Annotated in this window: 14 protein-coding genes and 1 tRNA gene; 7 read left to right on the top strand and 8 right to left on the bottom strand. The window is 21.2% G+C overall.

The annotated features are described in order from the left end of the window. Positions 1-5: 5 nt before the first annotated feature. Positions 6-782: a 3'-5' exonuclease gene (locus tag H0H33_RS00495; protein ID WP_185877970.1), complete on the bottom strand. Its 777-nt coding sequence runs from the start codon at positions 780-782 to the stop codon at positions 6-8. Beyond that, positions 779-1462, bottom strand: a complete 684-nt coding sequence (locus tag H0H33_RS00490; RefSeq protein WP_185877969.1) for a CDP-alcohol phosphatidyltransferase family protein — start codon at positions 1460-1462, stop codon at positions 779-781. Before H0H33_RS00490 ends, H0H33_RS00495 begins: the two co-directional genes overlap by 4 nt. Before the next feature lie 50 nt (positions 1463-1512). On the opposite strand from H0H33_RS00490, the gene ybeY reads away from it, so the two are divergent. Continuing rightward, on the top strand, positions 1513-1962 hold the full coding sequence (gene ybeY / locus H0H33_RS00485) for an rRNA maturation RNase YbeY (RefSeq protein ID WP_317167112.1): 450 nt from the start codon (positions 1513-1515) through the stop codon (positions 1960-1962). 29 nt (positions 1963-1991) lie between these two features. Beyond that, the gene (mnmG, locus tag H0H33_RS00480; protein ID WP_185877968.1) at positions 1992-3866 is read left to right on the top strand and encodes a tRNA uridine-5-carboxymethylaminomethyl(34) synthesis enzyme MnmG; all 1875 of its coding nucleotides are present in this window, start codon (positions 1992-1994) and stop codon (positions 3864-3866) included. A gap of 20 nt (positions 3867-3886) precedes the next feature. Here mnmG and H0H33_RS00475 read toward each other — a convergent pair whose 3' ends face one another. After that, positions 3887-4066, bottom strand: coding sequence for a hypothetical protein (locus tag H0H33_RS00475; RefSeq protein WP_185877967.1), 180 nt, complete (start codon positions 4064-4066; stop codon positions 3887-3889). After that, positions 4067-4219 (bottom strand): hypothetical protein, encoded by a 153-nt coding sequence (locus tag H0H33_RS00470; RefSeq protein WP_185877966.1) that lies wholly within the window; start codon positions 4217-4219, stop codon positions 4067-4069. 35 nt (positions 4220-4254) lie between these two features. Here H0H33_RS00470 and fumC point away from each other — a divergent pair, with 35 nt between their 5' ends. Then, on the top strand, positions 4255-5652 hold the full coding sequence (gene fumC, locus H0H33_RS00465) for a class II fumarate hydratase (RefSeq protein ID WP_185877965.1): 1398 nt from the start codon (positions 4255-4257) through the stop codon (positions 5650-5652). A 6-nt stretch (positions 5653-5658) separates the two neighbouring features. On the opposite strand, the gene H0H33_RS00460 is transcribed toward fumC, so the two are convergent. Then, positions 5659-6429, bottom strand: a complete 771-nt coding sequence (locus tag H0H33_RS00460) for a TatD family hydrolase (RefSeq protein WP_185877964.1) — start codon at positions 6427-6429, stop codon at positions 5659-5661. A 61-nt stretch (positions 6430-6490) separates the two neighbouring features. Between H0H33_RS00460 and fabD the strand changes: the two genes are divergently transcribed. Genes fabD through H0H33_RS00445 form a run of 3 tightly spaced genes read left to right on the top strand, consistent with a single transcriptional unit; the run spans position 6491 to position 9587 of the window. Further along, positions 6491-7360, top strand: a complete 870-nt coding sequence (fabD, locus tag H0H33_RS00455) for an ACP S-malonyltransferase (protein WP_185877963.1) — start codon at positions 6491-6493, stop codon at positions 7358-7360. 13 nt (positions 7361-7373) lie between these two features. Further along, complete coding sequence (locus tag H0H33_RS00450; protein WP_185877962.1) at positions 7374-8315, top strand: GYDIA family GHMP kinase; 942 nt, start codon at positions 7374-7376, stop codon at positions 8313-8315. A gap of 33 nt (positions 8316-8348) precedes the next feature. Next, positions 8349-9587: a citrate synthase gene (locus tag H0H33_RS00445; RefSeq protein WP_185877961.1), complete on the top strand. Its 1239-nt coding sequence runs from the start codon at positions 8349-8351 to the stop codon at positions 9585-9587. A 7-nt stretch (positions 9588-9594) separates the two neighbouring features. Here H0H33_RS00445 and H0H33_RS00440 read toward each other — a convergent pair. The 3 genes from H0H33_RS00440 to H0H33_RS00430 form a co-directional block, all read right to left on the bottom strand. After that, positions 9595-9677 (bottom strand) — tRNA-Leu (locus H0H33_RS00440). A 21-nt stretch (positions 9678-9698) separates the two neighbouring features. Continuing rightward, positions 9699-11216 carry an Rne/Rng family ribonuclease gene (locus tag H0H33_RS00435; RefSeq protein WP_185877960.1) on the bottom strand — a complete coding sequence of 506 codons (1518 nt, stop codon included), beginning with the start codon at positions 11214-11216 and terminating at the stop codon, positions 9699-9701. Positions 11217-11383: 167 nt separating this feature from the next. After that, entirely contained in the window at positions 11384-11680 is a 297-nt protein-coding gene (locus tag H0H33_RS00430) for an HU family DNA-binding protein (RefSeq protein WP_185877959.1), read from the bottom strand. A gap of 115 nt (positions 11681-11795) precedes the next feature. Between H0H33_RS00430 and H0H33_RS00425 the strand changes: the two genes are divergently transcribed. Continuing rightward, positions 11796-12830, top strand: coding sequence for an A/G-specific adenine glycosylase (locus tag H0H33_RS00425; RefSeq protein WP_185877958.1), 1035 nt, complete (start codon positions 11796-11798; stop codon positions 12828-12830). Positions 12831-12884 lie beyond the last annotated feature (54 nt).

Here is a 12884-nt window from a genome sequence, read left to right as displayed (position 1 = left end):
CTAAATTAGTCTTTTTTTTTATTAAAATTTCTTAATTTTATTTTTGTTAATATCTTTTTTGTATATAAAGGAAAATCTGAATTCTGTATCCATCCATAATAATTAGGATCTTTTTTTAAGATTTCAAATACTTTTTCTCCTTTATATTTTCCAAAATTAAAAATTTCATCTCCATTCTCATTTATTTTAATAAATCCAGCCAAATCAGCTATATTTTTCTGATGAGAAAATTGATCTAAATTTTTAACATCTTTTTTTAAATTTTTATATTTATCTAGTTGTGATAATAATATTTCATAAGTTGCAAATACATCCGCCTTAGAACTGTGAGCTTTTGTAAGATTTTTTTTACAGTAATATTTATATGCTGCAGAAAGCGTTCTAGGTTCCATTTTATGAAAAATTACTTGTACATCTATAGTTTTATATTTTTTTATATTAAAAGGAATTCCTGCTCGTAACATTTCTTCTGCTAAAATTGGTATATCAAATCTATTAGAATTATATCCGGCTAAATCTGTATTTTCTATCATTTTAAAAATTGAATCAGCTACATCTTTAAATGTATGTTTTCCTATTACATCTTCATTTTTTATTCCATGTATAGCTGTTGATTGAGGTGGAATTGGTATTTCTGGATAAACTAACCAAGTATTACTTTCTTTATTATTATTAGGAAATACTTTTAATATAGATATTTCTATAATTCGATCTTTTCCTATGTTTATACCTGTTGATTCTATGTCAAAAAAGCATATAGGACGATAAAGTTTTAATTTCATTTAAATAATTTTTTATTTTTTTGAAAAAAAATTGAAGTCATTATATAAATAATTATTATATAAAACAAAAATATCATAAAATTTAAATTTAATAAAATAAATAAGCTAATTAACAAAAAAATATATCGTTCTTTATTTTTGTTCCAAGATAAACCTTTAAAATTAAAGGATATCATTAATATTTTAGAATTGAGAAGATAACAAGAAAAAAATATTATACAAATAATAATAAAAGGATGGTATATTATTTTTTTTGTTTGAATCATATACAATAAAGAATAAAAAAATAATGTATTTATTGGAGTAGTTAATCCATAAATAAATTTTTTTTGATTAAGAAGATTAAAATGAGCTAAACGCCATGCAGATGATATGGAAATAGAAAAAGAAATCCATTCTATATTAAAATTAGTTGGTGAAATTTTTTTTAATAAAAAAAATGCTATAATAGATGGAACTATTCCAAATGAAACTATATCCGATAAAGAATCCAATTCCTTACCAAATTTATTATCAATTTTAATAATTCTTGATAAGAATCCATCTAAAAAATCAAATATAATTGATATTATAGTAAAAATAAAAGAAGTATAAAAATCTTCTTTTTGTAATAAAATAATAGATACACATCCAAAAAATAAATTTATTAATGAAAAAAAATGGGGGATAAATCTAATCATTTTATATAAATTTTTATTTTAAAGATTTTTTCACAAAAAATTACGTATAATTGAATTTACTAATTTTGATCAATAAATTATTGATGATTAAATTTTTTTATGAAAAAAATAATTTTAAAATTAATGATGAATATTCAATTGTAAAAAAAATATTTTTACTATTAGAAAATGAGAAAAAATATATAGGAAATATTCATTATATATTTTGTGAAAAAAATTTTATTTTATTTATAAATAATAAATATTTAACTAATAATAGTTATACAGATGTTATAGCGTTTGATTATTCTTTTAATCAACATATATCTGGAGATATTTATATAAGTATTGATCAAGTTTTACAAAACTCTAAAGAATTTAATCAAACTTTTTATGATGAATTATTACGTGTTATGATTCATTCTATATTACATATTATAGGATATAGAGATAAAAAAATTAATGATAAAATAATGATGAAAAAAAAAGAGAATTTTTATTTAAATTTATTTAAAAATTAATTATTTAATTATTCATTAATAATAACGAAATGTTTCCAAAAAAATATGATATTATTGTAGTTGGAGGAGGACATTCAGGATCAGAAGCTGCATTTTCTTCTTCTAAAATGGGTGCAAAAACTTTACTTATTACTAGTAATATAAATACAATTGCTAAATTAGCTTGCAACCCTTCTATGGGTGGAATAGCAAAAGGCCAAATGATTAGAGAAATAGATGCATTAGGAGGATATTCTGGTGCTGTTACTGATTATAGTAGTATTCAATTTAGAATGTTGAATAAATCTAAAGGTCCTGCAGTTTGGAGTCCAAGATCTCAGTGCGATAGATTCTTATTTTCTTATTATTGGAAATATATTTTAAAAAAAAATAAAAATTTACATATATATCAAAATACAGTTGAATCTTTAATAATAAAAAATTATAAAGTTATAGGAGTAAAAATGAAAATGAATGAAAAAATTCATGCGAATGCTGTTATTTTAACAAATGGAACATTTTTAAATGGAATTATACATATAGGTAATAAAAAAATTAGTGGGGGAAGAATAAATGAAGAAAAAGTTAAAGGAATTACAGAACAATTAAATAAATATTTTGGATTAAAATATGGAAGAATGAAAACTGGAACATCCCCAAGAGTTGATGGAAACTCATTAGATTTAAATCAAATGAAATCTCAATATGGAGATAAAAATATTGGAAAATTTTCTTTTTTTCATAATTTTAAAAAAATTAATCAACAATGTAAATGTTATATAACATACACAAACAAAAACGTATTTGATATTATTTATGAAAATAGAATACATTCTCCTATTTTTAATAATTCTATTCAAGGAAAAGGTCCTAGATATTGTCCTTCCATAGAAGATAAAGTTTTTCGTTTTCCAAAAAAAATAACGCATCCAATTTTTGTTGAACCTGAAGGGTTGAATACAAAAAAAATGTATATTAATGGGTTTTCTACTTCTTTTTCAGAACAATTACAATATAAAATTTTAAAAACAATACCAGGATTTAAATATGTTAATATTTTAAAACCAGGATATGCCGTAGAATATGATTATTTTTATCCAGAACAATTAAAACATACTTTAGAAAGTAAAAAAATAACAAATCTTTTTTTTGCTGGACAAATTAATGGAACTACTGGATATGAAGAAGCAGCTGCACAAGGATTAATTGCAGGAATTAATGCTTATTTAAAAATTTATAATAAAAATCCACTTATTATTAAAAGAAATGAAGGGTATATTGGAGTTTTAATTGATGATTTAGTAACAAAAGGAACTAGAGAACCATATCGAATGTTTACTTCTAGATCTGAATATAGAATGCTATTAAGACAAGACAATGCGGATGAAAGGTTATCACATATTGGATATAATATTGGATTAATCTCAGAAGAGAACATGAAAATAGTAGAAAAAAAAAAATGCAAAATAAAAAAATGTATAAATTTTTTTAGAAAAAAAAATATTAAACCAGATGATATAAATCCTATATTAGATATGAAAAATTCACCTAGAGTATTTTCTAGTAAAAAAATCGATGATATTTTATCACGCCCCGAAATTAATATAAAAGATATTAAAAGTATTCCATTTATAATGATTGAGATAAATAAAAATAAGTTTAATAAAGAAATTTTAGATCAAGTTTCTATAAGAATTAAATATAAAGGATATTTAGATAAAGAAATAGAAAACGCTAAAAAATTATCAAAATTAGAAAATATACGAATACCATATAATTTTAATTATAAAAATATTAATTCTATCTCTTTAGAAGCAAAAGAAAAACTAGAAAGTTATAAACCTACGTCATTGGCTCAGGCATCTAGAATAAGTGGTATATCTCCGTCTGATTTAAGCATAATTTTAGTCTATTTAAAAAAATAATTCATCGTATTAATTTTCTATTATTTTTTTTTAAAATTTTTTTTTTTTATATTTTCTATATTATGATTCATTTTTTCTATATTTTTTTTTAGTTTGTAATGCATCAATAATGAATTTTTATCAAAAAATGATATCCATATAAAGAAAAAAAAACTCATCCAAAAATATTTATTTTTAAATATTCTTTTTATCACAATCATTTATTTATTACTTTTTTTTATAAAATTATAAAACTCTTTTTTTAAAAAAATAATCATCCAATATATACTAAATATAGATAAAAAAATAATACACCAAAATCCAAACATCATTATTAATAAAAATATTAAAAATCCTATAAATTTAATGATCATTATAAATAATTAATTAATAAATTTTATTTAAAATTATGAATAAAAAAAATTTATATAGAGTTGAAAAAGATATATTAGGAAAAGTAGAAGTTCCTATTAATAAATATTGGGGAGCACAAACAGAACGATCAAGAAAAAATTTTAAAATAGGAAAAGAAGGTTCTATCCCAATAGAAGTAATTTATTCATTTGGTATATTAAAAAAATGCTCTGCTATTGTTAATTTTAACTTAGGAAAGTTACCAATGGAAAAAAAAAATATTATATGCAAAGTATGTAATGAAATTATAAATGGAAAATTAGATGATCAATTTCCTTTGGTAGTATGGCAAACAGGATCTGGAACTCATACTAATATGAATATAAATGAGGTTATATCAAATAGATCTCATGTTATTATGGGTAATAAATTAGGGGTAGGAAAGCCATTAATTCATCCTAATGATGATGTTAATATGTCACAATCATCTAATGATACATTTTCTACAGTTATGAATATATCTGCTTACAAAATTCTAATAGAAAAAACTATTCCATCTATTGAAAAATTAAAAAATGAATTAAGAAATAAATCTGAATCATTTAAAAAAATTATAAAAATAGGAAGAACTCACCTTATGGATGCTGTTCCAATAACATTGGGGCAAGAATTTTCTGGATATACATCGCAAATAGAACATGGAATAAATTCTATAAAAAATACACTAAATCACTTATCAGAATTATCTATAGGAGGAACAGCAGTAGGTACCGGATTAAACGCTCCCAAAAAGTATGATAAAGAAGTTACTAAATATATTCGAAAATATACTAATATTCCCTTTAAAGTAGCCAAAAACAAATTTGAATCTATAGCAAATCATGATGCTATGGTAGAATCTCATGCATCTATTAAACAAATAGCAGTTTCATTAATAAAAATATCAAATGATATCCGATTTTTATCATCTGGACCTCGTTCTGGAATTGGGGAGATAAATATACCAAGAAATGAACCTGGATCTTCTATTATGCCTGGAAAAACTAATCCTACTCAATGCGAAGCTATTATTATGGTATGTATGCAAATTATAGGAAATGATGTAATCATATCATTATCTGGTTCATCAGGAAATTATGAATTAAACGTTTGTAAACCATTAATAATATATAAATTTTTAGAATCGTCTAAATTATTAGCAGATGCTATTAATTCATTTTGTTTTTTTTGTGTAAAAGGTATCACACCTAATTATAATAGAATTAAATATCTATTAGATAATTCTTTAATGTTAGTAACAGCTCTCAATCCAAAAATTGGATATGAAAAATCAGCGGAAATAGCAAATTATGCTTACATAAATCATATAACTTTAAAAGAAGCATCAGTACGTTTAGGTTATTTAACTAATGAAGAATTTGAAAAATATGTAGATCCATATAAAATGATATAATATAATTCAAAAAAAAATTTTATTAACATTATCATTTGTTATATTAGCAATAGTATTTTCTGATATTGAATATATTTCAGATATTTTTTTTAATATTATTGTTAAATTAGATGGATCATTTCTTTTTCCTCTAAAAGGATGTGGAGACAAATATGGAGAATCAGTTTCTAACACAATATTTTCTGTATCAATTTGATTTAAATATTGTTCAATATTATTTTTTTTAAAAGTAATTATCCCTCCTATACCTAATTTCATTCCAATATTAATTATTTTTTTTGCTTGAGTTAATGTACCTGAAAAACAATGAAATATACCTTTAATAAAGGAGTATTCTCTTTTTGATAAAATATCAAATACATAATCGAACGCATTTCTACAATGAATAATGATAGGTAAATTTCTATCTTTTGCCAATTCTAATTGATTTTGAAATGCATATTTTTGTTCTGAAAAAAATTTTTTATTCATATGTAAATCCATTCCTATTTCTCCTATAGAAATAAATGAATAATTATTTAACCATTTTTCTATTTTTTTTAATTCTTCATTTAAATTTTTTGTTGAATAAATATAATTTGGATGTAATCCAATCATTGGAAAACAAATATTTGGATATTTTTTTTCTAAACAAATAATATCATAGATAGTTGAACTACTAATAGATGGAATAAAAAATTTACAAACTCCCTTATTTATTGATCGGTTAATTACAGAATCAATATCTTTTTTAAATTCTTTCATGTACAAATGAGTATGTGTATCAATTATATTCATTTATATATTAATTTTAATACTAATTTAAAATAAAAAATTAATAATTAATATTTTGTTTTTTATGAAAGCTTATTTATTTTCTGGACAAGGAAGTCAATTTGTAGGAATGGGAAAAATTTTTTATAAAAAAAGTTCTTTAGCAAGAAAAATATTTCATTTATCTAACGATATTTTAAATTTTGATTTTATTTCAATCATGTTTAATGGATCTGAAAATATTTTAAAAAAGACTATAAATTCACAGTTAGCAATATATATTTATTCATTTATAGAAACAAAATTATATAAAAATTTTTTGCCTGATATGGTTGCAGGATTATCTCTTGGAGAGTTTTCAGCTTTAACAGCAATCAACGTAATTTCTTTTGAAGATGGACTAATTTTGGTAAAAAAAAGAGGAAATCTTATGCAAAAAGCATGTGAATCTATTCCTGGAAAAATGGTAGCTATATTTGGATTAAAAGATGAAATAATAGAACATGTTTGTAAAGAAGAGGTAGGAATTGTAGTACCATCAAATTATAATTCTGATAATCAATTAGTAATATCTGGAGATTGTAATTCTATTAAAAAAGTATGTTTAATTTTAAAAAAACTAGGTGCTAGTAGAATTTTAGAACTTCCTGTATATGGTGCATTTCATTCTCCAATTATGGGATTGGTAAAAAAAAATTTTATAAAAGTTATAAATAAAATTTCGTTTAATAACCCTATATGTCCTATATATCAAAATTTTATTGGTACTCCTGTTACTAATCCTAATGAGATAAAAAATAATTTAATTGAACAATTAATTTCTCCAGTAAAATGGAAACATTCCATAAAAAATATGATTATGAATGGAGCTAATCATTTTACAGAAATAGGTCCAAGTAATATATTAAAAAATATGGCAAAAAAAATGTTAAAAACATTTAATAAAAAAATGTAAAATATGCATAATAATGTTCTTTTCTAAAAAAAAATTTTTTTATAGTCATGGAAAATTATTGTTAACAGGAGAATATTTAATTTTATTAGGATCAATAGGATTAGCTCTACCAACAATAAAAGGACAATCATTATCTATTTTTGAAAAAAAAAATAGATCTTCTATTTTATTTTGGAAAAGTTATGATCAAAATTTAAAAAAACCATGGTTTGAAGTGGTATTTCAATTACCATATTTAAAAATTATTTATGAAACAGAAAAAAAAATATCTTATCGTCTTAGAAATTTATTAATAAAATCTAAAAATATAAAAAAAGAATTTTTTAAAAAAAATATTAATATATATGCAAATACTTATTTGCAATTTTCTAGAAATTGGGGGTTAGGAAGTAGTTCTACTTTAATAAATAATATTGCACAATGGATAAATGTTAACCCTTATAAATTATTAAGTAAAGACTTTCCAGGAAGTGGATATGATTTAGCATGTGTTTCTCATGAAAAACCAATAATTTTTAAATTAAAAAATAACATTCCATATTTTTTACCTGTAGAATTTAATCCTCCATTTAAAAATAAATTATATTTTTTATATCTTAATAAAAAACAAAATACCACTAGTGGTATAAATTGGTTTTTTTCTAAAAAAAAAATTATTAGTAATAATATTATAAATAATATATCTTATATAACATTGAAAATTTTATCATGCAATAAATTAAAAGAATTTGAAGAATTATTATTAAAACATGAAATGATAATATCAAAGATACTTAATTTACCTACTATAAAAGAATTATATTTTCCAGATTATTTAGGATTAGTAAAAAGTTTAGGTACCTGGGGGGGAGATTTTGTATTAATTAGTTTTAGAAAAGGAATGAAAAATTATTTTTCAAAAAAAGGATTTCATACTATTATTTCATTTGAAAAAATGATATTAAAAAATTTTTAGATCTTGTATATTAATATAAAATAAAATTATTTTATGTATATGATTAATTTCTATGCTAATGGACGTTATCATCAATTACCATTAATTAATGGAACTTTTGATAAAGCTATTGATATTTCTAAATTAAGAGAGTATACTAAACTTATTACTTTTGATCCAGGATTAAAAAATACTGGGATTACAAAAAGCTCTATCAGTTTTATAGATGGAGAAAAAGGAGAATTGTTGTATAGAGGATATCCTATTGAACAAATAATTAATAAATGTTCATTTATAGAAACATCTTATTTAATTTTAAATGGAGAACTTCCTAATTATAAACAATTGAAATATTTTATAGAAAAAATTAATAGTTTTAATCTTATTAAAGATAATATTTGTAATTATTTAGATAAAATACCTAATTCATATCATCCAATGGGAATTTTATCTTCTATTACAAATATTTTATTATCATTTGATAATTCTATAAAAAGTGAAGATTCATATTTTTATCTTTTATCTAAGTTACCTATATTAGCAGCTATGATTTATAGAAAAAAATATGGATTACCTAATATTAATAACGAAAAAAATATTTGTTATATATATAATATATTAAGTATGTTTTTTTCTATTCCTAATAAACCTTATAAAAAAAATTATTATATAATTAATGCATTAGAAAAATTATTAATTTTACATATAGATCATGAACAAAATTGCTCTACTACTATTGTACGTTTGTTAAGTTCAGTTCGTTCAAATATATTTTCATCTGTATCAGCTGGTATTAATGCTTTATGGGGAAAGCTTCATGGAGGAGCTAATCAAAAAGTTATTGAAATGTTAGAATTAATTTTAAAAGATGGAGGTAATATTAATAAATGGATAGAAAAAGCAAAAAATAGGAATGATTCATTTCGGTTAATGGGTTTTGGTCATAGGATTTATAAAAATTTTGATCCTAGAGCAATTATAGCAAAATCAATAGCTGAAAATTTAATAAAAAAACTAAATATTTCTGATCCAATATTAGATATAGCTAAAAAATTAGAAATAAACGCTCTTAAAGATTCATATTTTTTAGAAAAAAAATTATATCCAAATATAGATTTTTATTCTGGAATTATTTATCAAGCAATAGGAATACCAAAAGACATGTTTACTGTTATGTTTGCTTTAGGAAGACTTCCTGGATGGATAGCTCATTGGATAGAAATAAAGGATAATTTAGAACCAATAGGAAGACCTAGACAAATTTATATAGGAAATAAAAAAAGAAATATTTAAAAAATTGTGTGGATGAAGGGACTCGAACCCTCAAGCTTTTTAGCATCAGATTCTAATTCTGACGTGTATACCTAATTTCACCACATCCACATTTTTTATAACAAAATATAATTAAAAAAAATATGATGTAATTTCATCTTTATTATTTTTTTCGAAAATTTTATATTCAGTATATTGAAATGAATTATTAGGAATAATTTTTACCCATTTTTTATATTTTAAAAACCATTTTTGTTGTATGGAAGGGAATCCAATTTTTAAATAAGATGATACAAAAGTATGTATATGTAATTGTATTTTTTTATAGTTTTCATTTTTTAATATATTACCTATTACACATTCTAAATGGAGAATATAGCTTATAGAAGAATTTTTTGTATATTTTACGTTTCTTTTTATTTTTATTTCTGGTCTTACTCTATGTCTAGTAAATTGAACAAGACCAAATTCATTGATTGGTAATATATGATGTTTTGCTCGATCACCTTTCATTTTTTCTTTTAAATGTTCATATAATTTATTTTTCTGTATAGAGTCCGACATATCAATAAAATCGACAACTATTATACCCCCCATATCTCTCAATCTAAGTTGTCTTGCTATTTCAGTAGCAGCTAATAAATTTATTTTAAATATATTATCAATTCTTTCTAATTCAGTACTATTTTCTTTTATATGATTATTCATTCCACTATTTACATCAATAACATGTAATGCTTCAGTATGTTCTATTACCAAATATGCTCCATTTTTAAGAGGCACATTTTTACCTAGAAAAATTTCTATTTGTTTTTCTACACCATATTTTTCAAAAATTGGTGTACTTTCTTGATGATATTTTATAATACTAGTTTTTTTAGGTGCAATTATAGATAAATACGAATACATTTCTTTACATAAAAAAATATTATCACAATAGATTGATTGGAAATCATTATTAAATGTATCTCTTAAAAAACAAGAAGTTATATTACTTTCACTAAAAATTTTTATGGGGTTTTTTTTTAACGTTATATTTTTTAATATATTTTTCCATTTTTTCATTAAGTGAATTAATTCTTTATTTAAAATTTCTTTTTTTCTAGAAGATTCTGTTCTAATAATACAACCAATATTTTTAGGTTTTATTTTTTCTATATAAGAAATTAATATATTTTTTTCTTTTATACTTTTTATTTTTTTGGATGCATATATTTTATTTGAAAATGGAATAAGAATCAAATTCCTTCCAGGAAGACTAATCTTTGTAGTAAGTTTAGGACCTTTATTGGATATGGGTTCTTTAGATATTTGTACTAAAATTTTTTGTCCTAAACAAAGAATATTTTCTATAGAATTTTTTATTAAATCACAGTAATCCTTTTTATTTTTTTTTGTAAAATTTGATAAATTTTTAATATGCTCTCCTAAATCATTATAATGTAAAAATCCTCCTTTATAATATCCAATATCAATAATTGCTGCATTCAATGCATGTAAAATTTTTTTTACAATACCTAAATAGATATCTCCTACATAGAAATTTTTATCAAAAACTTCTTGATGAAGTTCTAATAATTTTCCTTCTTCTAAGAGAGCTATGTTTATAGCTTGTTTTTCTGTATTTATAATTAAATCTTTATTATTCATATATACATAAAAAACAAGTATGAAAAAATATTAAAAATTATATAAATAATTATTTTTTCTTTTTATGTCTATTTTTTCTATTTCTTTTTTTTCTTTTATGAGTTGCTATTTTTTTTCTTTTTCTTTTTTTTCCGTTTGGCATAATTTTTTATGTTATTATTAATTGTTCAAAATTTATCAATTGGAACATTTTTTTTTACTAATTTGGTAAAAGATTTTGATGGTTTAAATGATGGAATATTATGTGCAGGTATTACAATAGACATATTTTTAGATATATGACGTCCAAGTTTTTTTGCTCTATATTTAATAATGAATGATCCAAATCCTCTTAAATAAACATTTTCACCTGACGATAAACTTTTTTTTATTTTTTTCATAAAAGTTTCTACAACTTTCTGTATATATACTCTTTCACAACCAGTTTCTGATATGATTTCTGTTATTATATCTGCTTTTGTCATGTTAAATCATTATATCAAATAACAAAATTTTTTGATTAACAAAAAATATTTAATATTCTAAATATACCAAATTTTTTTATAAAATTGTTATAACATATAATAATTAGATATATATATGAATTTTCATAATAAAGTAATAAATTGGTATAAAATACATAAAAGAATTCTTCCTTGGAGAAAAACTAAAAATCCTTATCATGTATTGGTTTCAGAATTTATGTTACAACAAACTAGAATTTCTAAAGTATTAGAATATTATGATAATTTTATAAAAAAATTTCCAAATCTAAAAATTTTATCCAAATCGGATGAAATCACAGTATTAAAAGAATGGGAAGGTTTGGGTTTTTATTTTAGAGCAATAAATTTACATAATTTTTCTAAAAAAATATTTAATATAAGATTTCCAAGAACATATAAAGAATTAATAAAATATAAAGGTATTGGATTGTATACAGCATCAGCGATATCATCTATATGTTTTAATGAGAAAATACCAGCTATTGATGGAAATGCTTATAGATTATATTCTAGATATTTTGGTATATATAAAAATATAAATTATTCTAGATCAAAAAAATTTTTAAATTTTATTTATCATTTAATGGATAAAGTTAATCCAGGTATATTTAATCAATCAATTATGGATATATCCTCAATTATATGTACTCCAGTAAATTCAAAATGTTTCTCATGTCCTATTAAAATAGGATGTTATTCTCTTATAAATAAGACTACAAATAAATTACCAATAAAAATATCAATAATAAATCGTAAAAATAAATTCTTATACTATCTATTTATAGAAACTATAAAAAAAAATTTTTTTATTAAAAAAAGATTAAATAATCAGATGTGGGGGGGAATGTATGATTTTCCTATAATAGAATCAAATAATTCTATTGAAAATAATATTTTATTAAATAAAATAAAAGTTCAATATCAAAATATTCATATAATATCAATTAATGATTATATAAAATATAATATTAGTAATAAAATATTTTATATAAAATTTATAAATTGCTTAATTACAAATTATATAAACAAGTTAAAAACTATTTTTATTCTCATTTCATACAAAATGATAAAAAAATATCCATTTCCAAAACCAATTTTGTCTTTTTTTAATTATAAAAAAATAATTTAAATTTTTATTTAATTGATTTAAAAAAATATATAACTTTTGGGAAAAGAACCTTCT

The sequence above is a fragment of the Blattabacterium cuenoti genome (assembly GCF_014252415.1).
Taxonomy (GTDB): Bacteria; Bacteroidota; Bacteroidia; order Flavobacteriales; family Blattabacteriaceae; genus Blattabacterium; species Blattabacterium cuenoti_Y.
The sequence above is the reverse complement of the archived record's forward strand: the minus strand, read 5'-3'. Positions and strand labels throughout refer to the sequence as shown.

What these genes read in the sequence shown, in the direction of transcription:
- H0H33_RS00495 (WP_185877970.1), bottom strand. Translation starts at nt 782, where the DNA reads ATGAAATTAAAACTTTATCGTCCTATATGCTTTTTTGACATAGAATCA.
- H0H33_RS00490 (WP_185877969.1), bottom strand. Translation starts at nt 1,462, where the DNA reads ATGATTAGATTTATCCCCCATTTTTTTTCATTAATAAATTTATTTTTT.
- mnmG (WP_185877968.1), top strand. Translation starts at nt 1,992, where the DNA reads ATGTTTCCAAAAAAATATGATATTATTGTAGTTGGAGGAGGACATTCA.
- H0H33_RS00475 (WP_185877967.1), bottom strand. Translation starts at nt 4,066, where the DNA reads ATGATTGTGATAAAAAGAATATTTAAAAATAAATATTTTTGGATGAGT.
- H0H33_RS00470 (WP_185877966.1), bottom strand. Translation starts at nt 4,219, where the DNA reads ATGATCATTAAATTTATAGGATTTTTAATATTTTTATTAATAATGATG.
- fumC (WP_185877965.1), top strand. Translation starts at nt 4,255, where the DNA reads ATGAATAAAAAAAATTTATATAGAGTTGAAAAAGATATATTAGGAAAA.
- H0H33_RS00460 (WP_185877964.1), bottom strand. Translation starts at nt 6,429, where the DNA reads ATGAATATAATTGATACACATACTCATTTGTACATGAAAGAATTTAAA.
- fabD (WP_185877963.1), top strand. Translation starts at nt 6,491, where the DNA reads ATGAAAGCTTATTTATTTTCTGGACAAGGAAGTCAATTTGTAGGAATG.
- H0H33_RS00450 (WP_185877962.1), top strand. Translation starts at nt 7,374, where the DNA reads ATGTTCTTTTCTAAAAAAAAATTTTTTTATAGTCATGGAAAATTATTG.
- H0H33_RS00445 (WP_185877961.1), top strand. Translation starts at nt 8,349, where the DNA reads ATGTATATGATTAATTTCTATGCTAATGGACGTTATCATCAATTACCA.
- H0H33_RS00435 (WP_185877960.1), bottom strand. Translation starts at nt 11,216, where the DNA reads ATGAATAATAAAGATTTAATTATAAATACAGAAAAACAAGCTATAAAC.
- H0H33_RS00430 (WP_185877959.1), bottom strand. Translation starts at nt 11,680, where the DNA reads ATGACAAAAGCAGATATAATAACAGAAATCATATCAGAAACTGGTTGT.
- H0H33_RS00425 (WP_185877958.1), top strand. Translation starts at nt 11,796, where the DNA reads ATGAATTTTCATAATAAAGTAATAAATTGGTATAAAATACATAAAAGA.